Here is a 23918-nt window from a genome sequence, read left to right as displayed (position 1 = left end):
GCGCCTCGCCGTCAGAGGCTGGGGGAAACACTCCAGAACGAGGTGCGCAGTGATCGAGGTCTCCAGCCTCAGCAAGCATTACCGGAGCAAAAAAGCGGTCGATGATGTCAGCTTCACCGCACGACCCGGCCGGGTCACCGGGTTTCTCGGCCCGAACGGAGCGGGGAAGTCCAGCACCCTGCGCGTCCTTCTCGGGCTGGACGCGGCGACCGACGGCCACGCGCTGATCAACGGAGGGCGGTACCGGGACCTGACGCACCCGCTCCGCACGGTCGGGGCACTGCTAGATGGCACGGGCCCGGTGCCCGAGCGCCGCGCGATCGACCATCTGTCCTGGGTCGCGCAGTCGAACAGGATCTCCCGCGAGCGGGTGCGAGAGGTGCTCGACCTCGTCGGCCTGGCCGACGCGGCGAGACAACGCGTGAAGAAGTATTCGCTCGGCATGAAACAGAGACTCGGGATCGCGGGGGCGCTGCTCGGGGAGCCGGACATCCTCGTCCTCGACGAACCCGTGAACGGACTGGACCCGGAAGGCATCCGCTGGACCCGGAACTTCCTGCGCCGCTACGCGGCCTCCGGACATACCGTCCTGCTGTCGAGCCACCTGATGACGGAGATGGCCGACACCGCCGACGACGTGGTCATCATCAACCACGGCCGGATCGTCACCCAGGGCTCGCTCGCGGAGGTGACCGCCGGACACGCGTCGCTGGAGGCGGCGTTCTTCGCTCTCACCGGCGACCGGGCCGGAGCGGAGTGGTGAACACGATGGCGGCGGCAACCCGGGCGGAACTGACCAAGATCTTCACCTTGCGAAGCGTGTGGATCGCCACCGGCGTCATCCTCGCCCTTCAGGTGGTGGTCATGCTACAGACCGCGCGGCTCTTCGCCGACGCGGTGGCGAACATCACGCCTGACGGGACCATCGAAATCTTCATCGATCAGCCTCAGCCGGCGACCGGCGCGATCCTCGATCTCCTTGTCTCCTCCTCGCTCCAGATCGGCCTGTTCCTGCCCGTACTCGCGGCGATGATCGCGGGGCAGGAGTTCCGCTCCGGGCAACTGGGGCTGACCGTGCTCGCCGTGCCGAGGAGGGGCCGGATGCTCGCCGCGAAGCTCCTCGCCACCGCGTCGTACGTGCTCCTCCTCGCGATCCTGATCGCGGGCGTCAGCACCGCGTTCATGTACGACGCGGTCAAGGACTGGAATCCCGATCTCCTCCTGACCGGCGCCGCGTTTCTCGGTCACGGCAGGTTCGTCGCGTTCGCGGTCCTGTTCTCGCTGACGGTCTTCGCCATCACCCTGATCGCCCGCAGCACCCTCACGGGTATCGTCGTCGCCGTGGCGCTGACCGTCGTCACGATGACCCAGATCGTCGCCCGCACGCTACCGGACCTGGACGCGCTGCTCCCGCTCAGCGCCGCCAGAAACCTGCTGCTGGACGCCGACGTGAGCCGGCTCACCGCGGGCCGCGCGCACGGCCTCATCGCGCTCGCCGGCTGGACCGTGGCGACCGCGGTCATCGCCGGGCTCACGCTCGGCAGGAAGGACGCGCGGTGACCGCCGGACAGGTCGCGCACCCCCCGGACACGGCCGGGTCGATCCGCTTCGCCGACATCCTGTCCGCCGAACGGATGAAAATCACGACCCTCCCCGCCACATGGATCACCCTGGCCATCGCCTTCGCGGTCAACACCCTGCTCGGCGTCATCGCCGGAACCGACGCCGTAAGGGTCGCGGGACAAGACGGTGCGGTCCCGATCGCCCAGCTCGGCACCCTCATGCTCGCGCCCGTCTACGTCTTCGTCGCGGTGGCCGTCTTCGCCGCCGGCAGCGAGTATCGCGAGGGCCAGCTACGTGTCAGCCTCACCGCCGTCCCCGACCGCGACCGGCTGTTCGCCGCCAAACTCGCCGCGAGCACCACGATCAGCCTGCTCGCGTCGATCCCCGTCGTCCTGCCGGGATACGTTCTCCAGCACGCCCCGGCATGGGGGAACGGGGATGCCACGGCCGGTGACGCGGCAGCCGGCCTCGCGGCCCTGCTGGTGGTCTACCTTCTGCTCAGCGTGATCGGGTACGGGTTCGCGGGCGTCTCGAGGTCCGTCGTCACCCCGATCGCCGTGCTCTTCATCACCCCCGTCCTCATCTCGCCGGCGCTTCAGGGCAGTCTGCCCGCCGTGGTGAGATTCCTCCCGCACGAAGCGGCCCTCAGTTTCCTCGACCTGCCGCTTGACCCCTCGATGGCGATCGGCCGAGGAGCGGGGCTGGCCGTACTCACCGCGTGGGCGACCGTATTCGCCGCCGCCGCTCGGCGATTCTTCGTTCGCAGGGACAGCTAGCCCGGCTGGGTTGCCCGGGTCTGACCGCTCCTGCGGGGGGCGTTCAGTCCTGCGCGGCCTGGGCGGTCTCCCTGGCCCAGCGGTAGTCGGCCTTGCCGGCCGGGGAGCGGACCATCTCGTCGACGAAGGCGAACGTCCGGGGAACCTTGTAGCCGGAGATCTTCTCCCGGCAGTGGGCGCCGAGCTCCTCGGCCGACGGCTTCATACCGGGACGGAGCTCGATCACGGCGGCGACCCGGTTGCCCCATCGTTCGTCGGGAATCCCGGTGACCACCGCGTCGAAGACCGCCGGGTGGCCCTTGAGCACCGCCTCGACCTCCTCGGGGAAGACCTTCTCCCCGCCCGTGTTGATGCAGGCCGAGCCCCGGCCGAAGATCGCGATCGTGCCGTCCTCCTCGACCTTGGCGATGTCGCCGGTGAGCAGCCAGCGGACGCCGTCCTTGTCGGTCACGAAGGTGCTGCGGGTCTTGTTCTCGTCCTTGTAGTAGCCGGAGGCGATCCGGCCGCTCCTGGCGACCGTGCCGAGCTCGTCCGTGCCGGGTTTGACCGGCTCCAGCGCCTCGTTGAGCACGGCCAGGTTGGCGACGGGGTTGGGCTGGTACCGCAGGCCCGACTCGGGAGAGGAGCCGGGAACGGCCGAGGCGGTGTAGCCGGACTCGGTGGAGCCGAAGCTATCCATGATCATCCGGTCGGGGAGCAGCTCCTCCAGGCGGGCACGCACGGAACCGGTCAGGATCGCGCCGGTGGAGCTGAGCACGAACAGCGAGGACAGGTCGTACGCTCCGGTGGCGATCTCATCGGCCAGCGGGCGGGCCATCGCGTCCCCGGTGATGTTCATCGTGAGGACCTTCTCCCGCTCGATCGTCCGCAGCACCTCGGCCGCGTCGAACTTGCGGACGTAGGTCATCGTGCCGCCCATCCACCAGCTGATGAAGGTGGCCATCTGGGCCGCGCCGTGCATCAGCGGGGCCGCCGCCATCATCGTCATCGGCCCGGCGGCCACGGCGGCCTCGATCACCTCGTCCGGTGTGGCGCGCGGCTCGCCGTAGGCGTTGCCGCCGCCGAAGGCGAAGAACAGATCCTCCATCCGCCACATCACGCCCTTGGGCATGCCGGTCGTGCCGCCCGTGTAGATGATGTAGAGGTCATCGCCTGACCGCTCGGGGAATCCGCGCGTCTCGGGCTGCCCCGCCAGTGCCTCCTCGTACGGCACCGCCCCCTCGATCCCGGACCGGCCGCCCACCGCGATCAGGTGCTTCAGCTCGGGGGCCCGCGGGGCCACCGCCGCCACCCGGTCGTCGAACTCCACGTCGAACAGCAACGCCACGATGTCGGAGTCCTGGTAGAGGTAGAGCAGCTCCGCCTCGACGTAGCGGTAGTTCACGTTGACCGGCACGGCTCGGATCTTGAGCGTGGCCAGCACGCCCGCGACATACTCGATGCCGTTGTACAGGTGGATGCCGACGTGCTGTCCGGCCCGGACGCCCCGGGCCGTCAGATAGTGCGCGAGCCGGTTGGCGTGCGCGTCCAGCTCGGCGTAGGTCATGCGGCTGTCGCCGCAGATGACGGCGGTGCGGTCCCCGATCGCGTCCGCCAGGCCCTCGAACAGATCTGCGTGGTTGAACTCCATAGAGCCCCTCCTGGGGGGAGATCAGGGTTTGTCGCTGCCGACCATCCACATCGCGAAGAACTGGGCGCCGCCGCCGTACGCGTGCCCGAGGGCTCGTCGGGCCCCGTCCACCTGGTGCTCCCCCGCCATCCCCCTGACCTGGAGCGCCGCCTCGGCGAACCTGATCAGCCCGGACGCGCCGATCGGATTGCTCGACAGCACTCCGCCGGAGGCGTTCCACGGGATGTCGCCGTCCAGGGCGGTGGCGCCGGACTCGGTGAGCTTCCAGCCCTCCCCCTCGGCGGCGAACCCGAGGTTCTCCAGCCACATCGGCTCGTACCAGGAGAAGGGCACGTACACCTCGGCCACGTCGATCTCCCGGCGCGGGTCGGTGATCCCGGCCTGCCGGTACACGTCGGACGCGCAGTCCTTGCCGGCCTGCGGGCTCACCGTGTCCCGGTCCGCGCGGGAGATCGGCTCGGAGCGCATCGCCGTACCGAGGACCCAGGCGGGGGTGCTGTCGGTGATCTTGTCCTCGGCGGACAGGATCATCGCGCACGCGCCGTCCGAGGAGGGACAGGTGTCCAGATAGCGGATCGGCTCCCAGAGCATCGGGGTCGACTCGACCATCTTCTGGTTGATCCCCTGGATCTTCAGGTGGGCGTACGGGTTCTTCAGGGCGTTCTGGCGGTCCTTGACCGCCACCAGGTGGCCGATGTGCTCGGGGGCGCCGGAGCGGCGGATGTACTCGCGGATGTGCGGGGCGAAGTAGCCGCCCGCGCCGACGACCAGCGAGGCGCTGAACGGCAGGTGTGTGGAGAGCGCCCAGGTCGCGTTGGACTCCGACTGCTTCTCGAAGGCCACCACGAGCACCCGGTCGTGCACGCCGCCCTGGATCAGCGAGGCGCCGACCAGCGCGGTGGACCCGCCGACCGAACCGGCCGTGTGCACGCGCATCATCGGCTTGCCCGAGGCGCCGAGCGCGTCGGCCAGGTAGGACTCGGGCATCATCACGCCCTCGAACAGGTCGGGCGCCTTGCCGATGACAACGGCGTCGATGTCCTTCCAGGTCAGCCCCGCGTCCTCCAGGGCCCGCAGCGCCGCCTCACGGACCATCCCGGCCATGGAGACGTCCCGCCGTTTGGTCATGTAGTGGGTCTGACCAACACCGATGATCGCGCAACGATTACTGCTCATGGTCTGCCTCCATGACGGTGACGAGGTTGTGCTGGAGGCAGGGGCCGCTGGAGGCGTGTCCGACGGTACGGCTCGCGCCGCCGTCCAGGATGCGCTGGGCCGCCTCGCCGATCCTGATGAGGCCGGTGGCCATGACCGGGTTCGCCGCGAGGGGCCCGCCGCTCGGATTGACGACCGTGTCCTCGCCGAGCTCCAGCGCCTCGCGCAGGATGAGCTCCTCGTGGCTGAACTGCGTGTGCAGTTCAGCCACGTCGACATGACCCTTGCCGACCCCCGCCGCGCGTGCGGCGTCGGCGGCGGAGGCCGACCGGGCAAGATCCCTCATGCCCAGATAGTGGGGCTCTATGCGATGGGCGATACCCGTTATCCAGGCGGGGTTCTCGCACAGCTCCCTGGCGAGATCCCCGGCCGCCAGCACCACCGCGGCGGCGCCGTCGGCGCTCGGAGCGATGTCGTACGGCCTCAGCGGCTCGACCTCGAAGTCGTTCCCTGCGGGGTCGGGCAGGTCGAGGGCATAGGGGTTCGCCCTGCCGTCGGCACGGCTGCGCCGTACGATCTCGTCCAGCTCGGCGCGACCGGCCCCGGCGGCCGAGGCCTGGAGCGCGGCGAAGGAGACCTGGTCGAGCCCGAGGGGAGCCAGGTAGTAGGGGTCGAGCTGGAGCGTCATGATCTCCCGGAGATCCGTCTGTGACGGCTTTCCGAAGCCGTAGACCAGCGCCGAGTCGATGTCGCCGTGCTGGAGCGCGACCCAGGCCTCGTACAGCGCCCAGGCCGCGTCCATCTCGACGTGGCTCTCCGAGATCGGCGGCCAGGCGCCGATCGCGTCGAGCACCGAGACGAAGGAGAATGGCGCACCCGCCAGGTAGTCACACGATCCCGAGCAGGTGAAGCCGAACCTGCGCAGCCCCGTCTTGGCCCTAACCTCGTCCAGGACGGGGACGATCAGCTCGGCCTCGCTCTGCCCGTCGTCGGTGGCGCTGTGCCGGGTCTGCGCGAACGCGACGACCGCTATCTCCCGCATCTACAGCTCCGCGTCCGGCTCGCCCGTGGGGGCGAACCACTTGATGTTCGACATGGACGTCGTCCGCTCCTCTTCGGGGACCCACACGGCCCGCACCCGCATGCCCTGCCGTACCTCGTGGGCGGCGATCTCACCGACCAGGGCGATCATCGGGAGGTCGGAGCCGTCGAGCAGGATGTAGGCTGAGACGAACGGCACCTCGGGGGCCCGTGGGTCGGGCAGGTTGTTGATGGCGAAGGTCGTGATCGTGCCGGTGTCCGGGAGGACGACCTCCTCGGTGATCGCGACGCCGCACTCGGGGCAGGTGGTCCGGTAGGGCACGTAGACCTTGTGACAGGAGCCGCACCGGCCGCCGACGAAAACGCCCTCGGCGACGCCCTCCAGGAAGCGGGCGAGCGCCAGTCCCGGCTTCACGACGTACTCGCTGCGGACCACGGACACGATCCTGGTGACGTCGGGCACGAAGCTCTCGATGTCGGTGATGTGCCCGGTGCGCTCGGCCCGCCAGCGGGGGCGGACCCGCAGGCCGGGACGCATGCTCTTGACGTCACCCGCGTCGACCGCGTGGACGAGCGCGGTGTCGGCGCCGTCCAGCCTGATCAGGGCCCAGGCGAACGGCCGATCCAGCGGGTGGGCCTTTCTGGGGGCGTGCACCCACGACCAGCTCTCGACCGTCCCGCCGGGGCCGACCTCGACGAATTCCTCGGTGACGGCGTCACCGGTCGCCGGGTCGTACTCCAGCGGCGGCACCAGCGTCCGGCCTTCGGCCGTACGGACCCCGACGATGCGCCCGTCCCTCAACTCGGTGAGGAAACGCCCGATCACCGGCCCCGTCGTGCGCGTGTACCCTCCGGGGAACTCCAGCACATACTGCGCTTCCAGATTTCGCGCTTCCACGGTCATCCGCGCCTTTCCTTCCCCACTGAGTGCCGGTTTCCTGCCGGGTGCCGGCGCATCGCGTCCCCCGCGGGGCACCGGCGCGACGCCGGGTGCCCGGGCACCGCGAACCCGGCATCTCCCCGGTCGGCCGAACGCCGGCGCCCGTGACTCTCAGATCGCACGGTCTCGCCCCTCCCAGTACGGATCACGCAGCTTGCGTTTGAGGAGCTTGCCGTTGGGCGCGCGCGGCATCTCCTCGATGAAGTCGATGGACTTGGGCCATTTCATCTTCGACAGGCGGCCCCTGAGCGAGTCGAGGAGCTCCGCGACGAGCTCGGGCGAGGGGACGACGCCGGGCATGAGCTCGACCACCGCCTTGATCTGCTCTCCCCACTCGTCGTCGGGGATGCCGAACACGGCCACGTCGGCGATCTTCGGGTGGACCGTCAGCTCGTTCTCGATCTCGGCCGGGTAGATGTTGGTCCCACCCGAGATGATCATGTCGGCCTTGCGGTCGCAGAGGAAGAGGAACCCGTCCTCGTCGAGATAGCCGATGTCGCCGACGGTGAAATGGTCCCGGAGGCGGTTGGCCTCGGTCTTCGCCCTGTCGCCCTTGTACTCGAACGCGAGGCCCATCATCTTCATGTAGATCGTGCCGGGGGTCCCGGTCGGGACCGGCTCCAGGTTCTCGTCCACGATGAGCAGTTCGCTGATCGGCCAGGCGTTGCCGACGGTGCCCGGGTGCTTCTTCCAGCCCTCCGGGGTGGCGAGCGTGCCGCCGCCCTCGGTCGCCGCGTAGTACTCGTAGATGCAGTCGCCCCACCACTCGAACATCGCCCACTTGACCGGGACCGGGCAGGGGGCGGCGGCGTGGATCATCCACCGGAGCGAGGAGAGGTCGTACTTGCCCCTCGTCTCCTCGGGGAGCGCGAGCAGGCGCTTGAAGTGGGTGGGGACCATGTGCGAGTTGGTGACGCGATACTTCTCGCAGAGCCGGAGCGTCTCCTCGGCATCCCACTTGTCCATGTAGACGAGCGTGTGGCCCATCTGCAGGGACGTGCCGCCGAACTGGGTGACCGCCGTGTGGTAGTTCGGCGAGGTGACCAGGTGGACGTTCTCCTTGCCGGGGGTGATGCCGAACAGGCTGGGCAAGAACGTCATCATCTCGGCGGCGTCGTCCGGGTCCAGGCCGGTCAGTGCCCGGCGCACGCCCTTGGGCTTGCCGGTGGTGCCGGAGGTGTAGTGCATGGTGGCGCCCGCCGTACGGTCGGCGGGGGCGGTGGCGGGCCGGCCGTCCGTCAGCTGCGAGGCGGGCGCCACCCCCTCCACCTGCCCGAACGCGAAGACGCGCTCCGGGGAGATGCCCGACTCGGTGACGCCCCGCAGGCCCTCCTGCGCGTAACGCTCGTCGATGAAAAAGGCCTGGGCCTCGCTGTCGGCGACGATGTAGCCGATCTCGGGTCCGGTGAGGTGCCAGTTGATCGGTGTGTAGTACCAGCCGGCCTGCAGGGCGGCCAGGTAGAGCACCAGCCCGTCGGAGCCGTTCGGCACGAGGCCGCAGAGGCCGTCGCCCGCCTTGAGTCCCAGCTCTCGCAGACCGTGCACGAGGCGGTTGGCGCGGGCGAGCAGGTCACCGGCACGGTGTTCGGTGCCGTCCGGGTCCACGGCGGCGATCCAGTCCGGATCCGCCTGCGCCAGCCTCCAGAAACCGAGCGTGCCCATCGGAAATCCTCTCCGCCGAAAGGCTCCCTGCCACCAAAGTGAATCACGTTCTAGATATCGCGAAAGACCCTGGCGGTACGGGAGGGATAGAACAAGAATCTGTTCTCGTATGCAGGGGCAGACTAACCCGGTGAAGAGGCGGCGAGCAATCGCTTGATCTAAACTGTGAACCCGAGTGCGATCTTGGTCCGCTTCACCCGGAGCCGCGGGGAACGCTCACCTCGGCCCTCATTCCCAGGAGATCGGCGCCGTAGTCGCGAAGGCCGTGACCATCTCCCCCGCGCGTCGCCTCCGGGGCCGTCGCGCCGGAGATCCCATAGGCCGCGTCGCGATCCCGTAGGTCGTGTCGGCAATCTTGCAAAACGCCTCGTAGCACGATTCGAGATCCCCGGATTCGGGCGCGGTCCCCGCGAACCCACCGGCGAAGAGCCGTACCGGGCCGCTGGCGGTGGGAGCCGGGACGGATCTACAATCCCCTAGCAATCGCTTGCTAGAGCAACAGGGGTCGTCCGTGGAACTTCTGCCGATCAGCACACCGCACTGCCGCATCGAGCGCGACGATCACATCGTCGTCGTCACCATGGACCGGCCCGAGGCGAAGAACGCGCTCTCCTCGGACATGCTGGTCGGCCTGGCCGACGCGTGGGCCTACGTCTCGGACGAGCCCGAGGTCCGTGTCGCCGTACTGACCGGCGCGAACGGGACCTTCTGCGCGGGCGCCGACCTGAAGGCCATGGGCACCCCGTCGAACGACCCCCGGGTCCAGCGGCGGGTGGCGGAGATCCCCGACTACCACTGGAAAGGGCTGCTCCGCGACTCCGAGGCGCTGCCCACGAAACCGATCGTCTGCGCGGTCGAGGGCTACGCCGTGGCCGGAGGCACCGAGCTGCTCGTCGGCACCGACCTGCGCGTGGTCGCCGCGTCGGCCACCCTCGGCCTGTTCGAGGCCCGCCGCGCGCTGTTCCCGATGGGCGGTTCCGCGATACGGCTCCCGCGCCAGATCCCCTATGCCTTCGCCATGGACATCCTGCTGACCGGCCGGGCCGTCACCGCGCAGGAGGCACTGAGCATGGGCCTGGTCAACCGCGTCGTCCCCGACGGGCAGGCGCTGACGGTCGCCCTGGAGATCGCCGCCCAGATCACCGAGTGCGGCCCGCTCGCCGTACAGGCCATCCTCCGCGCCTACCGCGAGACCCTGGGCCTGCCCGAGGCCGAGGCGCTGAAGGTCTCCGACGGCATCGGCTGGCCGGTGATCGGCTCCGAGGACGCCAAGGAGGGCTCCCGAGCCTTCAGAGAGAAGCGCCCCGCCATCTACCAGGGCAGATGATCCGCCCAGAGTGGACCACACCACCCATCTTGATCTTTTCAGTGCATTCATCTGATTTGGCAACTCAAGCTGCCTTGATGGTGGCAACTTCACTAGCCTAGACTCGTGATGAAGAAGCGTCACCTTGAACGGCGGATGTCCCGTCTCGCCAAGAAGTACGGCCTGGAGATCACCATCAAGCATGGCGGCAATCACGATGAGTGGTACGTCGGCGGCGATGCGGTGCCGATTCCTCGCCACAGCGAGATCAAGGAGAACACTGCCAAGGGCATCTTGCGCACGTGGGAGGAAATGGTGGCCGAGGCCAAGGAGCAGGAGGGTGAAGACGAGTGAGCACCTATCGCGTCACCGCGAGCAGAGATGAAGGCTGGTGGGGTTTGGTCGTCGGTGGACCAGGACTGAAGCGCGACTACCACACCCAAGTGAAGCGGCTTGACCACGCCGAGGCGATGGCCCGCGACTTGATCGCTCTCATGCTGGAGATCGACGGGCCCGAGGTGGGCGACATCGAGATCACCCTCGCCGACGCGGAGCTGGCCGAAGAACTGGCAGTTACCCAGCAGGCCCGGGAAACAGCCGAGCGCCAACGAGAGGAAGCAGGCAGGCGGACCCGGCAGATCGCTCAGCGCATGCGGACCCGTGGTTACAGCCAGCGCGATATAGGCATCCTGCTCGGTATTTCCCATCAGGCCGTCGGCAAGCTACTGGGTGAGAAGGCGAACCCCCTGGCGAGGGACGGAGTGCTGGGAAAGAAGGCCATCCCATCAGCCAACGGCAAGCGCCGCATAGACGCTTGACCAGACCGCGCAAGAGGGCGCGCCCTGGGCCCAGATGCCGTACGGTCACCAGCACATGACCGCCGTCTGGCCCGATCCCCACGCGGAGTGCAGACGCACCCGGACGACGTAGCGGCGTCCCTTGAGCAGGTGAGCCGACACGGAGGCGTTGTCCGGCCGCCCGCCGTCGTCCTCGCCGGTCAGGTAGCGCGGCTCCCCGTCGACCTCCTCGAACAGCACGAGCACCGCGTCGCTCTCGCCGAACGTGGCGACGGTGTAGTCGCGCGTCGCCTCCGGCACGATCACGAAGTCGGCCTGGGCCCCCGCTTCCAGGCCGAGCGGGACCGAGCGGAAGGGGACGAGCAGGGGCGGCTCGGCGGCTCCGAGCGGCGGGTACCAGCGGTGGACGAACGCGGCGTCGATCTCGGAGATCCTTCCCGGCGGGAAGAGTCCCGCCCGGTACTTCTCCGGCTGCAGGATGAGGCCCGGGTGGAAGGGATACTCCATGATGGAGTCCGGGTCCCAGACGGAGCCGTTCACATCGCTGGGCCTGTACTTGCTGATGATGTTGTTAAGCGTCTTCTCCGGGGGCCAGAAGTTCGGCGGACCGGCCAGATCCGCGTAGACCGCCTCCTCATCCCAGACGATGCCCGCGAACGGGCTCTGGTGCTCGTGCACCATTCCGAAGGCGTGGCCGATCTCGTGCAGGGCCGTGGACCGCTCGCCCGGGGGCGTGAGGCTCCAGCCGAAGTTCATGGTGCGCTGGTCGGTCCCGACCGTGAGCGCGCTGCGCCCCAGCCTGGAGTACGACCCGTTGCCGCGCTGGAAGCCGATGCGTATCTCCGCCTCGGTCCGATCGGTCACCTCGGCGAACTCCAGGCCGATGCCCAGGTCCTTCCACGCCTGGAAGCTCTCGCGGACGACGTCCTGCTGGTCCTTGCCGCCGACCCAGGACACCCAGCGTGTGGTGCCCTCTCCCGGGATCGCGATGACGGATCCGTCGGTCTCCCCGTCGAAGAAGTAGTAGTGGAGGATCGTGCCGTTCAGCCACATGAACTGCCCGGCGATGAGCGCGTCGAGCCGGTCGGCCTCGAGGCCCGCCGGCAGTGACGGCGGGGGCTGTGAAGGAAGAGAGCAGTAGTTAATGTTCATGGGAACAGGCTGAGGGCGGTCATCCGGCGGGCACATGGGTCGAGACCTACTCAATCGTGCCTGTATCAGATGTGAGTAGCACGGCTCCCACTACCGTGGAAAATCTCTGGCCCTCCTGGCCGTTCGCCGGCCGGGACGAAGAACTCGAGCTCGTACGGCGAAGCCTTTCCGCAGGCCACCGAGGCACCGCCGTGATCGGCCTGTCCGGGATCGGCAAGACCCGCCTCGGGGCGGAGGCCGTACGAGGCATGGAGCACGTCATGGTCGCCGGGACGCCGGGAGCCCGGTCGATCCCCCTCGCCGCGTTCGCCCACCTGCTGCCCGACACGATCTCCCTTCACCAGGCGGCGAAGGCGCTGCGGGCGGTGCGCGTGCTGGTCGTGGACGACGCCCACCTGCTCGACGACGCCTCGGCGACGCTGGTCCACCACCTGGCGGTGCACGGACGGACTCGCCTGCTCGTCCTGGCCCGGCCGGACGGCGGCGCGCCGGAAGCGGTGTCGCGGCTCTGGACGGGCGACCTCCTGCCGCGCCTGACCCTGGACTCCCTTCCCCGGGAGGCATGGACCCGGCTCATCGAGGCGGAGCTGGGCGGCCACGTGGAGGCTCTCACCGCCGGTCGTCTGTACCGGGCGTGCCAGGGCGACCTGCGGCTGCTGCGCGAGCTGGTCGACGCCGTCCGCGCGACCGGGCGGTTGACCGGGGAAGCCGGCCCGTGGACCTGGCGGGGCCCGGTGCCGATCACCTCGCGTGTCGGCGAGCTGGCGGAGGCCACCATCGGCGACGTCGACGCGGAGGAGCGGGAGGCGATGGAACTGCTGGCGTTCGGCGAGCCGCTGGAGGCCTCGGTCCTGCCGGAGGCCGTGCTCGAACGCCTGGAGGCCAGGAGGCTCGTCGACGTCGACGACCGGTCGGCGGCCCGCCTCGTCCATCCCCTGCACGGTCCGGTGCTGCGTGCCCGGGCCGGGAGGTTACGCGCCGACAGGCTCCGCCGTACCGATCGGGATCTCGCCGCGGCGCTGGCCTTCGAGTGCGGCGAGCTTCTGGAACGTTCCATGAGCGGAGATGTCCGGGAGATCCCCGTCGGCGTCGGGGAGCGGCTGGCCGAGGAGGACGCCGGCTGGGGCGAGCCGGCGATGCCGGAGTTCTGCGCCTGCCGTGCCCGGCTCGCCAGGCTGCGAGGCGAGATCCGCGACGCCCTCTCCTGGAGCCGCGAAGGGCTGCGCCGACATGAGGGTCACCCCGCCTGCCTGGCCGAGCTCGCCCACGCCGCCGCCTACCTCGGCGACCTGGAGACGGCACGGCGGGCTCTGACCGGTCTTTCCGCGCCCTCCCCGGCCCGCACGTGGCTGCTGGCGGCCGAGGCGAACATCGACGGGGCACTGCGATCTCTCACGGAGGACTCCGTGCTCGCCCCGCACGACACGTTCGATTCGCGCGGCGTGTTCGTTCCGCACGACGCGTTCGTTCCGCACGAGGTGCCCACCCCGCATGACGCGTTCGCCTCGCACGGCGTGTTCGTTCCGCACGACGCGTTCGCTCCGCACGAGGTGCCCACCCCGCATGACGCGTTCGCCTCGCACGACGTGGCCGCCCCGCACGACGTGTTCGCGCTGCACGACGCCGTGCGGCTGGGGGCTCCCGCCCTGGTCGCGGAGCGGCTCGGGCGGGAGCCCGGCGATCTCGCCTCGCTGCTGACGACCCACGCGACCGCGCTGATCTCGCGCGACGGGCAGTCCCTGGACCGGGTGGCGAACCGGCTCGAACAGCGTGGCCTGCTGCTCCACGCGGCCGAGGCCTCCGCGCAGGCGGCCATGATCCACCGAGATCACCGGGCCGCGCGCACCTCGCGGAACAGGGCCTCGACGCTGGCCCGGCGCTGCCAGGGGGCACGCACCCCGGTCCTGGTCGACGCCACGCTGGGAGAGCTCACCCCCCGGCAGCGGCAGATCGTGGGCCTGGCCGCCACGGGCCTGACCAACCGGCAGATCGCCGAGCAGCTCACGCTGTCCATCCGTACGGTGGCCAACCATCTGTACGGCGCCTACGAGCGCCTCGGCAGCGGTGACCGGGCCGGGCTGGGAAGCCTGTTCTGACGGAGCGCCTCCGAACTCCCGCCGGTTCCCCCAGACCGAGACTCATCCGAACCTCCGCCGGTTCTCCCCGGACCGAGACCCCTCCGACCTCCTGCCCGTTCCCCCGGATCTGCGCTCCTCCGGACCCCCGCCGGTTCCCCAGGCCGAGACTCCTTCGAACCTCCGCCGGTTTCCCCCGGGCCGGGACGTTTCTCCCCGGACCGGGACGTCCGCTTCTCCGCGCGGTGCCGTCAGGCCGCCCCGATCGCGGAGAAGGCCCACCCGGCCGCCTGGTGGACGGCGTCGTGCGGCGGTGCCCGCCTCGCGTCGCGAAGGGCCTCGGCCATCGTCAGCCCGGCCCGCATCCCCTCGTGGAGGGCCAGCATCAGCGGCACCACGGCCTCGTCGTTGACCGGGACGCAGCTCGCCACGATCCCCGCGGTGCCGAGCGGCAGCAGCGCCGCGGCGAGGCCGAGCAGCTCGTCCGACCCGACCGAGGCCAGCCGGCCGGAGTCACAGCTCGAAAGGATGATCTGATGGGGGCTCCGGCGCAGGCGCTCGAAGTCGTGCACGGTGAGCGGGCCGTCGTCCATCCGGAGCGAGGAGAACATCGGGCTGTCCGCGCGGAAGGTCCCGTGCGCGGCGATGTGGGCGAGAAGGCAACCGTCGATCGCCTCGAGTACGGCGGGCACCGACGCCGTGCCGTTCTCCAGCACGGTCGCCCCGCCGTACCGGCTCGCCAGCCGCGGCACCTCCGCGCCGCCCGTCGCCAGGTCCGGACCGCGGACCAGCACGAACCGTCCCTCGGGAGGAGGCTCGATCTCGCGGGCGCGCAGCCAGCAGCTCGCGGACGGCGCCACGCTGAACGCGCGTTCGCGCAGCGCGGGCAGCAGCGCCCACGGCACGCCGTGCAGCCTGCCCGGCGGGACCACGACGACCGGGCCCGTCCCGAGGTGCCGTACGGCGGGGCCCAGCAGAATCTCCTCGAGACGGCGGCCACCGGCTTCGAGGATGGCGAGACGGCCGGCGTCTCCGGTGTGGGCGAGCCGCCGAAGGCCGGCGGACAGGTGGTCGACCTCGGCCATCGCGTCGGCGAGCCGTCCCGCGGGAAACCCGCGCACCCGCCCGTCGCCGCAGAGCAGGACGTGCAGTTCGCCGTCGACCGCGACGATCTCGACCAGCCTGCCGTCCTCGATCCGGTCGAGAAGCCGCCGCACGTCGAGCCGGCGACCGTCGCTCCTCCCCTCGCCGCGGATGTGGAGCGTTCTGGAGCGGATCTCCCGTTCGAGGCGGCGCTGCTCGCGTTCCAGCGCGGGGATCGGTGCGCCCGCCGACCGCGCGGCCTCCGCCCGGCTGGTTATCTCCCGGAAGGCGGTGATGTCCCGCAGGAGCGCGGGGTCCGCGGGCGGGCGCGTGGGAGGGGCGGTCAGCACGGTGGCCCGCCACCGCTCGCTCCAGACGAGCAACCGCCGCGGGCGGTCCGACCGCAGGCTCACCCGCTGGGCGAGCACGGCCAGCTCCGCTCCCTGGGCGGTCGCCCGAGCCCGCAGCTCGGAGGCGCCCAGTGTCAGCCGATGCTCGTCGAGCAGGTCGAGGCCGCGCCGGCAGGCGTCCAGCACTCCCCTGACGGATCCCGCGGCCTCGGCCCGGAGGGCCTGCGCCGCCCAGCCTCCCACTCGGGCGAACGCCGGCCCCCTGGACCGTCCGCGGGCGGCGGCGACCAGGTGCCGCTCGGCGTCGTCCGCCCATCCGAGGGCGAGCGCCGTACGGCCCGCCAGCAGCGACGCCTCGACGGCGCTCGGCGAGCCCAGCTCCGACAGCCGCGCCGCCACCGTGGCGGCATCGCCCACCAGCCGCCCCGAGATCCGTCCCCCGGCGACGCGGGCTTCGATGAGCACCAGCCGGGCGTGCACCTCCCACCACTCGCGGCGCTGGCTGGAGAACAGGCCGATGGCCGCCGTGGCCCGCGCTATCGCCGTCGCGGCGTCGCCCGTGGCGTTCGCCGCCCGTGCGGCGGCGAGCAGGAGCTCGGCCCTGCGCGTGCTCTGCCCGCCGATGCCGTCCAGCGCGTTCGTCGCGCCGTCGGCCTCGTCGAGCGCCTCGCGCGCGAGCCCCGCCGCCATGAGGACCTCGCAGCGCCGGATGTTCAGCATGAACATCGGAGTGCCGAGCGTCGCGTAACTCCGGGCGGCCTCGTCGAACAGGCGCAGAGCCGCGGGGATGTCCCCCGAGCGGAAGGCCGCCAGACCGCGGCTCTCGACGGCGTCCGCCTTGTCGTGCTCCTGGTCGGTGGTGGCCCACAGGCGCTCCGCGCTGCCGAAGTCGGCCTCGGCCCGCTCGACCGATCCCATCGCCAGGTGGACCGTGGCGCGGAGGGTGAGCGCGCGAGCCGTCCAGATCACGTCGCCGGCCTGCCGCAGGACGGGGATGGCCCGCCTGAGGTCGTCCAGTGCCTGCCGGTGGTGCCCGAGGACCCACCAGACGTAGCCGCGCCGGAACAGCACGCGGGCGAGGGTCGCGCCCGCTCCCCGCGCGACCGCCTGGTCCAGCGCCTTCATCGCGTGCCGCGTCCTGCCCGCGTGCATGAGGGCCGCGCCGAGGGTCGCGAGCACGTCGGCCTCCCGATCGGGAGAGCCGGAGCGGGCGGCCAGGGCACGGGCACGTCGCAGGTGGGTGAGCGCGGCGCCCAGGTCGCCGAAGTCGCGCTCCCAGATCCCGATGACCTGATGGGCGACGGAGGCGTCGTGGGCCGTCGGCCCGGCCTCCAGCACGGTCCGCGCCCCCGAAAGCGCGTCCTTCGGCCGGGCGAAGACGAGGGGGAGCAGGTCGAGAATCGGTGGGCTTCCCCCGGTCACGGATTGATGTTAGACGTGAGGAAGGTGTATCAGCCAGGGATCGGCGGGCTCTTGCTGACGACGAATCCACTTCGCGAAGGACCGTGACATGGCGCCCGACAGATTCCAGGAGCAGTTCGACCAGATCCAGCGGGCGATGGCGGACATCCCCCTCTCCGCGGGACCGGACGACGCCCCCGAGTTCCTCTACGAGAAGGGCTACGTCCTGGCCCGCGACGAGGAGGCCCACCTCGTCGTCGACGCCGTCGCCGACAGATTCCGGGAGACTCCCGGCAGGGAGAGACTGGTGCGCCGGGCCGGACCGGAGACCAACCTGGGCGGAGTCTCCCGGATCCAGGTCGGAGACCCGGGCGAGGGCGGGGGGTGGAGCGACCGGAACGTGTCGGATGCCCTGCGCGTCATGCGCGACCAGGAGTATCGGGCGGGGCGCCGGCTGGTGAGCCGCAACCACATGGTGACGATCGCTGTGAACTGCTGCCCGGGTGACGAGCCGGTGCCGCGTGCTCTGCCGCGCAATCCGGAGGTGGTCCAGAACGCCCTGCCCTCGGGCAATCCGGTGTCCGTCCTGGTGATCGACACCGGACTCGTGAGGGACTACAAGGCCTACTGGGAGGAAGGGTCGTCCATCGAGGGCGACCTCAACCGGGGAGGAGGGTCCATCGGGGGCGACGGCAGGGTGGATCCGATCGACGACAGGGGCATCCTCAAGCAGTACGTCGGCCATGGCACGTTCATCGCCGGACTGGTCGCCGCGGTGGCCCCCGACACGAGGATCACCGTACGGAACACGCTCCAGAACGCCGGCGCCATCAGCGAGTACGAACTCGGCGGGAAGCTGTTCGAGGCGGTCTCCGGGGGATGGCCCGACATCATCAGTCTCTCCGCCGGGACGCCGAACGGATGCCACAGCACCCTCAAGGGGCTGGAGCCGTTCATGGAGGCCCTGCGCGCGCAGGACCGGACCCTGCTGGTGGCCGCCGCCGGGAACAACTCGAGCGCCACGCCGTTCTGGCCGGCCGCCTACGCGGCGCTGCCGGGGTACGAGGACGCGGTGGTGTCGGTGGGGGCGCTGCGGGGCGACGGCGAGTTCGGGGCCTGCTTCAGCAACCACGGGTCATGGGTCAAGGTGTACGCGCCCGGAGAGGGGCTGGTCAGCACCTTCACCGGCATCCAGGAGCCCGTGCGCTACGAGTACCAGCACTCGACCTACGACGCGTGCCGGTACGGCTTCTCCTATGCCTGCACCTGCCAGCGGCCCAGGCACGTCGGCGCGCTCAGCGAGAAACGCCACCCGACGCCGGACGACGTGGAGACGACCCGGTTCGACGGCCTGGCGCAGTGGAGCGGCACGTCTTTCGCCACCCCCCTGGTGGTCGGCATGATCGCCGACTACATGACGGCGAACAAGGAGACCGATCCCCGGAAGGCCGCGAGGGAACTCTTCGCGGCCAACACCGGGCTCGCCGAGGTCCGTGGCTGCTGCGTTCCCGCGCTCCGGCCGACCACCTGGAGCCCCACCTCGGTGGTGAAGCTTCCTTCTCGCTCATGACACATCTACGGGCCGGTCCCGCGACATACGATGACATCCCGGATACAAGGGGTGAGGCCGTGGATCGCGACTCGATCGGCAAACTCTTCCAGGCCGCCGTCGGCGGAGACGCGGCGGCCTGGAAGGCGCTCGTGGAAGGCCTGAGCCCGCTGGTGTGGTCCGTCGTCCGGGCACACGGGCTGACGGAGGCCGATGGGCAGGAGGTCTACCAGACCACCTGGTTCCGGTTCGCGCAGCACCTGCGCCGCATCCGCGAGCCGGAAAAGGCCGGATCCTGGCTGGCCAGTACGGCACGGCACGAGTGCCTGAAGGTGATCAAGGCGGCGCGCCGTCTCGCGCCCACCGACGATCCGGAGGTGCTCGACCGGGCCGGCGACGACCGGACGCCCGAGCAGTCGGTGATCGACTCGGAGGAGGCGGCCGCGGAGGCGGAGCGGGTCCGGCAGGTCTGGAGGGCGTTCCAGGAGCTCGGCGAGAACTGCAGGCGGCTGCTGCGCGTGCTGATGGCGTCCCCGCCACCCAGCTACCAGGAGGTGTCGGCGGCGCTGGGCATCGCCGTCGGGAGCATCGGCCCGATCAGGCAGCGCTGTCTACGGCGGCTCCGTACCCATCTGGCCGAGCAGGGAATCCGGTGAACGACGAGGACCGGGCAAGGGATCCGGTGAGCGACGAGGACCGGGCAGGGGACCCGGTGAGCGACGAGGACGCGCTGGAGGACATGCTCCGCCACGCCGCCGGAATCATCGACCCCGTCCCCGCGCATCTGCTCCAGACGGCCGTCGAGGCCTACGCGCTGAACACGCTCGACGCCGAACTCGCCGAGCTGACCTTCGACTCCCTGGACCGGCCGGCGGCCGTTCGAGGGACCGGCCAGCCGCGGATGCTCACGTTCCTGGGACATGGGCTCACCCTCGATCTGGAGATCACGGCCGGCCGTCTCGTGGGCCAGCTGATCCCACCCCAGACCGCGGAGATCGAGATTCTGGGATCACGGCAGCTCACGATCACGACCGACGCGCTCGGCCGCTTCACCTGCGACCACGTGGCCACCGGCCCGTTCAGCCTCAACTGCAGGGCCGACGGCGTAGTGATCACCACCGAGTGGCTCACCGTATGACGTCCTCCCCGGTTTGAAAACCGGGGATTCCAGCACCCGGCCGTGGCCGGCGCTCGGAACCACCTCGACCCCGTCTCCTGCCGGGCACACAGAACGAGCCGGGGCCCGCACCTGTACAGGTGCGGGCCCCGGCCTCGTGTCAGTGCGCTGCGATTAGGCGGGAACGATGTTCTCGGCCTGCGGGCCCTTCTGGCCCTGCGTGACGTCGAAGGTCACCTTCTGGCCTTCCTGCAGCTCGCGGAAGCCCTGGGTGGCGATGTTCGAGTGGTGGGCGAAGACGTCAGCGCCGCCGCCATCCTGCTCGATGAAGCCGAAACCCTTTTCCGCGTTGAACCACTTCACGGTTCCAGTAGCCATGTCGATCTCCTTTGATAGGGGGGCAGAACCGGAATCCGCACTGTACGGATCCCGCGTCGCCGCGTTGAGCCCATCCGGAGATGACCGGCAAACAAAAATGCACCTGAAGGTTACATCCCGTCAGGTGCACACAAAGTTTCATGGGTACCACAACTGCAACTGTATTCAAGGTAGCACTTCCTCGCCGATACGGTCGCGCTACCGCTCCGCTTCGCCCCCCTGACTGTCAACATCGGCGGTAATCAGGGGGGAACGGCTCTCGTGGAGGCGACACGGGAGCCGTTCCGTTCGCGGGACCGGCCCCGGCTAGTCCCGGGTCAGACGGCCGAGGCGTTCGGTGGCCTCGATGTACTCCTCGACCATCCCGAACACGACGTCCCTGGTCGACCTCACCGAGTTCATGGCGCCGATGATCTGCCCGGCCGGGAAGGTCGCCAGCTCGGCGGCGTCGGAGCGGCCGATCCGGCGCAGCGCCGGCGAGATCAGCATGTACTGCAGGGGCATCGGCAGGGTGCCGGGCGAGTCGGCGGCCTCCCAGGCCTCGGTCCACTCGCTCTTCAGCAGCCGCGCGGGCTTGCCCGTCCACGACCGCGAGCGCACGGTGTCGCGCGAGGTGGCCTTCAGGATGCGCTGCTTGACCACCTCGGAGGTGTCGGCCTCCTCGACGGTCAGCCAGATGGATCCGGTCCACACGCCCTCGGCGCCGAGGGCCATGCCCGCCGCCATCTGGCGGCCGTTGCCGATGCCACCTGCGGCCAGCACCGGCACGTCCACCGCGTCCACGACCTGCGGGAGGAGCACCATCGTGGAGATCTCACCGGTGTGCCCGCCCGCCTCGGTGCCCTGGGCGACGACGATGTCCACGCCGACCTCGACCTGCTTGATCGCGTGCCGGGGAGTGGAGGCCAGCGCCGCCACCTTCACGCCCTTGGCGTGCGCCAGCTCGACCACGTCGGCGGGGGGCGGGCCGAGGGCGTTGGCGAGCAGCGCGATCGGGTGCCTGAGCGCCACCTCGACCTGCGGCCGGGCGGTGGCGTCGGTCCAGCCGAGCAGGACCTTGCCCGCGTCCACGCCGGCCAGTTCCGCGACGCCGTGCGCGGCCAGCAGGTCGTCGACGAACTTCCGGTGACCGTCGGGGATCATCCCCTGCAGCCGTCCCACCAGATCCTCGGGAGAGTCGACGCTCAGGTCGCCTCCCACGTAGGAGGCGGGCATGACCACGTCGACGCCGTACGGTCTGCCGTCGACGTGGTCATCGATCCACTTCAGTTCCGTCTCGAGCTCGTCCGGGCTGAAGCCGAGCGCGCCGAGCACGCCCATCCCGCCGGCGCGGCTGACCGCGGCGACGACGTCCCTGCAGTGACTGAACGCGAAGATCGGAAGGTCGATTCCAAGCATGTCCGTGACACGTGTCCGCATGCGCCCACGGTACGACTCACGCCCAGCAAACTGCAACGCGTTCTAGTCCAGAACCTTTTGTCTGTAAGAAAAAACAACAAGAACTTGTTTCAAAAAGAGCGCGGCCTCGGCCCGCCCACAACCGGGACCCGGTTGTGGGCGGGCCGAGGCCGCGCTCGCCGGCGACGTCGAGCCGGACCTCCGTCGAAGCGCTCCGCGCCGACCCGGCTACTTGCCCGGCTCGGGGTCGCGGGGCAGGCCCAGGATGCGCTCGCCGATGATGTTGAGCTGGACCTCCGTGGTGCCCCCGTAGATCGTCATGGCGCGGGTGGAGAGCACGGCGCGGTTCCAGTAACCGGCGTCGCCGAGCTTCATGTCGGCGGCGATGAGGGCGGAGGTGCCGAGCAGCTCGACCGCGCACTCCGCGACGTGCTGGGCGTGCGAGGTGGACAGGAGCTTGCGGACCGAGGCGTCGGCGCCCGGCTCCACCCCGGTCAGCTGCTTCAGCGTCACCCGGAGGCCGAGCGCGCTGATCGAATGACCCTCGCAGACCACCCGGGCCAGCTCCTGACGCTCCGCCGGAGTGAGCTCCCGGCCGAGCCGTCCGGCCAGGCCGACCAGGTCGGAGACCGACGAACCGGTGCCGCCCGAGCCCGAGGAGAGCGAGACCCGCTCGTTGGACAGGGTGTTCCTGGCGACCTTCCAGCCCTGGCCCACCTCGCCGACGACCAGATCGTCCGGGACGAACACGTCGTCGAGGAAGACCTCGTTGAACAGGTTCTCGCCGGTCATCTCGGTGAGCGGCCTGACCGTGACGCCCTGGCCCTTCATGTCGACCAGGAAGTAGGTGATGCCCTCGTGCTTGGAACCCTCCGAGGAGTTGCGGGCGATGCAGATGCCCCACTCCGCGAAGTGCGCCACCGAGGTCCAGACCTTCTGGCCGTTGAGCTTCCAGCCGCCCTCGACCTTCTCCGCCTTCATCTGCAGCGCGGCGAGGTCGGAACCGGCGCCGGGCTCGGAGAAGAGCTGGCACCAGATCATCTCACCGCTCAGCGTGGCCGGCAGGAAACGTTCCTGCTGCTCGGGCGTGCCGTACGCGACGATGGACGGCACCACCCAGGCGCCAATGATCATCTGAGGCAGCTTGACCTGGGCGGCCTTGAGCTCCTGGATGATGAGCACCTGCTCCAGCGGCTTGGCGTCGCGCCCCCACGGCCTGGCCAGGTGCGGCATGACGTAACCGGCTCCTGCCAGCGCCCGCTTCTGGTCCTTGCCCTCCAGCTTGGCGATCTCGGCGATCTCCGTCCGGATCCCCTCGCGCAGCGCGGCGGCGTCGTCCGGGAGATCGACCTCCATTGCCCGGCTCACGCCGTTCAGCGCCAGTTCGGCCACCGACTCGGCCCACTCGCCGGAGGAGCCGAGCAGCGCGCGCAGGCTCAGGGCGCGGCGGTAGTAGAGGTGGACGTCGTGCTCGTAGGTGTAGCCGATGCCGCCGAAGATCTGGACGGCGTCCTTGGCGCACAGCACGGCCGCGTCGGGGGCGACCACGCCCGCGATCGCGGCGGCGTAGGCCAGCTCGTCGGCCGTGATCTCCTTCGCCTCGGATCCGCCCCGCCCCTCCGCGGCGCGGGTCGCGTCCCACACGGTCGCGCGGGCCTGCTCCAGCGCGACGAGCATCCGGGCGGCCTTGTGCTTGACCCCCTGGAACTGCCCGATCGGCCTGCCGAACTGCACGCGCACCTTGGCGTACTCGGACGCGGCGTTCACGCACCACGACGCGACGCCCGCGGCCTCCGCCCCGAACAGGATCGCGGCCAGGTTGAGGACGCCGGGGCCCTCCAGTCCGTCCAGGACCCGTCCGGCCGGTACGGCCACCGCCTCCAGCTCGACCTTGGCCACACCGCGGGTGATGTCCAGCGACTTGACCGGCGTCACGGTCGCCGCCGAGGCGTCCACCACGACCCACTCCTCGCCGCGGTCGGTGCCCACCGGGAGCACCAGGACGTCGGCGAGGGCACCGCCCAGGACCAGCTCGGCGACGCCGCCGATGGTCAGGGCGCCGTCCTCACCCCGGGTGCCCGTGATCGAACCGGCCAGCGCGACCGCGCCGGTCAGCGTGCCGTCGGCGAGGCCGGGAAGCAGTTCGGCGTGGGCCTTGCCGTCCGAGGCGAGGATCGCGGCGCCGGCGAACACGGTGGGGACGTAGGGGCCGGGGGCCACCCGCTCGCCGAGAGCCTCGACGGCGACGGCGGTCTCCAGCAGGCCGTACCCGCTGCCGCCGTACTCTTCCGGGATGTGCAGGCCGAGCAGGCCCTGGTCGGCCAGCCCCGACCAGAAAACGGGACGCTCCTCGTTCTCGGCCGCGATGGCGGCACGCACGACCCCGGACGGAATGTTTCGTTCCGCCCAGCCGGTCACCGACTCCCGGAGCGCCTCGTGCTCTTCGCTCAACCCGATCGCCATAACAGCCTCCAGACACGATTCAGTGGCAGAATCATATTCTAGAAGATGCTTCCATCACAACGCGGGAGACATTCACCATCCC

General features: G+C 70.2%; 20 protein-coding genes. 10 read left to right on the top strand and 10 right to left on the bottom strand.

Annotation, left to right across the window (positions count from 1 at the left end):
• The first annotated feature begins 49 nt into the window (after window positions 1-49).
• Genes DKM19_RS05855 through DKM19_RS05845 form a run of 3 tightly spaced genes read left to right on the top strand, consistent with a single transcriptional unit; the run spans window position 50 to window position 2339 of the window.
• Entirely contained in the window at window positions 50-763 is a 714-nt protein-coding gene (locus DKM19_RS05855; protein WP_110694821.1) for an ABC transporter ATP-binding protein, read from the top strand.
• 5 nt (window positions 764-768) lie between these two features.
• On the top strand, window positions 769-1560 hold the full coding sequence (locus DKM19_RS05850) for an ABC transporter permease (protein ID WP_162641316.1): 792 nt from the start codon (window positions 769-771) through the stop codon (window positions 1558-1560).
• A complete protein-coding gene (locus DKM19_RS05845) occupies window positions 1557-2339 on the top strand; it encodes a hypothetical protein (protein WP_110694819.1) in 783 nt (260 codons plus the stop codon). Before DKM19_RS05850 ends, DKM19_RS05845 begins: the two co-directional genes overlap by 4 nt.
• Before the next feature lie 43 nt (window positions 2340-2382).
• Here the strand turns inward: DKM19_RS05845 and DKM19_RS05840 are convergent, their stop codons facing one another.
• The 5 genes from DKM19_RS05840 to DKM19_RS05820 form a co-directional block, all read right to left on the bottom strand.
• Window positions 2383-3969 (bottom strand): acyl-CoA synthetase, encoded by a 1587-nt coding sequence (locus DKM19_RS05840; RefSeq protein ID WP_110694818.1) that lies wholly within the window; start codon window positions 3967-3969, stop codon window positions 2383-2385.
• A gap of 21 nt (window positions 3970-3990) precedes the next feature.
• Window positions 3991-5145 (bottom strand): thiolase domain-containing protein, encoded by a 1155-nt coding sequence (locus tag DKM19_RS05835; protein ID WP_110694817.1) that lies wholly within the window; start codon window positions 5143-5145, stop codon window positions 3991-3993.
• Window positions 5135-6166, bottom strand: a complete 1032-nt coding sequence (locus tag DKM19_RS05830) for a thiolase domain-containing protein (protein WP_110694816.1) — start codon at window positions 6164-6166, stop codon at window positions 5135-5137. The genes DKM19_RS05835 and DKM19_RS05830 overlap by 11 nt, the downstream gene beginning before the upstream one ends.
• Window positions 6167-7069 (bottom strand): Zn-ribbon domain-containing OB-fold protein, encoded by a 903-nt coding sequence (locus DKM19_RS05825; RefSeq protein ID WP_110694815.1) that lies wholly within the window; start codon window positions 7067-7069, stop codon window positions 6167-6169.
• Window positions 7070-7216: 147 nt separating this feature from the next.
• Entirely contained in the window at window positions 7217-8767 is a 1551-nt protein-coding gene (locus DKM19_RS05820) for an acyl-CoA synthetase (protein WP_110694814.1), read from the bottom strand.
• Between the two features lie 511 nt (window positions 8768-9278).
• Here DKM19_RS05820 and DKM19_RS05815 point away from each other — a divergent pair.
• From DKM19_RS05815 to DKM19_RS05805, 3 genes are all read left to right on the top strand, one after another.
• Window positions 9279-10094, top strand: coding sequence for a crotonase/enoyl-CoA hydratase family protein (locus DKM19_RS05815; protein WP_110694813.1), 816 nt, complete (start codon window positions 9279-9281; stop codon window positions 10092-10094).
• A gap of 108 nt (window positions 10095-10202) precedes the next feature.
• On the top strand, window positions 10203-10427 hold the full coding sequence (locus DKM19_RS05810) for a hypothetical protein (RefSeq protein ID WP_110694812.1): 225 nt from the start codon (window positions 10203-10205) through the stop codon (window positions 10425-10427).
• Window positions 10424-10891 (top strand): hypothetical protein, encoded by a 468-nt coding sequence (locus DKM19_RS05805; protein ID WP_110694811.1) that lies wholly within the window; start codon window positions 10424-10426, stop codon window positions 10889-10891. Before DKM19_RS05810 ends, DKM19_RS05805 begins: the two co-directional genes overlap by 4 nt.
• Before the next feature lie 45 nt (window positions 10892-10936).
• On the opposite strand, the gene DKM19_RS05800 is transcribed toward DKM19_RS05805, so the two are convergent.
• On the bottom strand, window positions 10937-12022 hold the full coding sequence (locus DKM19_RS05800; protein ID WP_110694810.1) for a M12 family metallopeptidase: 1086 nt from the start codon (window positions 12020-12022) through the stop codon (window positions 10937-10939).
• A 95-nt stretch (window positions 12023-12117) separates the two neighbouring features.
• Here DKM19_RS05800 and DKM19_RS50500 point away from each other — a divergent pair, with 95 nt between their 5' ends.
• On the top strand, window positions 12118-14118 hold the full coding sequence (locus tag DKM19_RS50500) for a LuxR C-terminal-related transcriptional regulator (RefSeq protein ID WP_204358669.1): 2001 nt from the start codon (window positions 12118-12120) through the stop codon (window positions 14116-14118).
• A 230-nt stretch (window positions 14119-14348) separates the two neighbouring features.
• Here the strand turns inward: DKM19_RS50500 and DKM19_RS05790 are convergent, their stop codons facing one another.
• On the bottom strand, window positions 14349-16952 hold the full coding sequence (locus DKM19_RS05790) for a CHAT domain-containing tetratricopeptide repeat protein (protein WP_110694809.1): 2604 nt from the start codon (window positions 16950-16952) through the stop codon (window positions 14349-14351).
• Window positions 16953-17040: 88 nt separating this feature from the next.
• On the opposite strand from DKM19_RS05790, the gene DKM19_RS05785 reads away from it, so the two are divergent.
• From DKM19_RS05785 to DKM19_RS05775, 3 genes are read left to right on the top strand one after another with little or no spacing between them, the layout of a single operon-like run.
• On the top strand, window positions 17041-18501 hold the full coding sequence (locus DKM19_RS05785) for a S8/S53 family peptidase (protein ID WP_110694808.1): 1461 nt from the start codon (window positions 17041-17043) through the stop codon (window positions 18499-18501).
• A 59-nt stretch (window positions 18502-18560) separates the two neighbouring features.
• Entirely contained in the window at window positions 18561-19136 is a 576-nt protein-coding gene (locus DKM19_RS05780) for an RNA polymerase sigma factor (RefSeq protein WP_110694807.1), read from the top strand.
• Window positions 19133-19618 (top strand): hypothetical protein, encoded by a 486-nt coding sequence (locus DKM19_RS05775; RefSeq protein ID WP_204358668.1) that lies wholly within the window; start codon window positions 19133-19135, stop codon window positions 19616-19618. Before DKM19_RS05780 ends, DKM19_RS05775 begins: the two co-directional genes overlap by 4 nt.
• Window positions 19619-19771: 153 nt before the next feature.
• On the opposite strand, the gene DKM19_RS05770 is transcribed toward DKM19_RS05775, so the two are convergent.
• From DKM19_RS05770 to DKM19_RS05760, 3 genes are all read right to left on the bottom strand, one after another.
• Complete coding sequence (locus DKM19_RS05770; protein WP_089212737.1) at window positions 19772-19975, bottom strand: cold-shock protein; 204 nt, start codon at window positions 19973-19975, stop codon at window positions 19772-19774.
• A 306-nt stretch (window positions 19976-20281) separates the two neighbouring features.
• On the bottom strand, window positions 20282-21394 hold the full coding sequence (locus tag DKM19_RS05765) for a nitronate monooxygenase family protein (RefSeq protein WP_110694806.1): 1113 nt from the start codon (window positions 21392-21394) through the stop codon (window positions 20282-20284).
• A 207-nt stretch (window positions 21395-21601) separates the two neighbouring features.
• Window positions 21602-23836: an acyl-CoA dehydrogenase gene (locus DKM19_RS05760; protein ID WP_110694805.1), complete on the bottom strand. Its 2235-nt coding sequence runs from the start codon at window positions 23834-23836 to the stop codon at window positions 21602-21604.
• Window positions 23837-23918 lie beyond the last annotated feature (82 nt).

It is taken from the genome of Streptosporangium sp. 'caverna', from assembly GCF_003203775.1.
GTDB lineage: Bacteria > Actinomycetota > Actinomycetes > Streptosporangiales > Streptosporangiaceae > Streptosporangium > Streptosporangium subroseum.
Note: the sequence above shows the minus strand (reverse complement) of the source record. Positions and strands in the feature narration are given on the sequence as shown.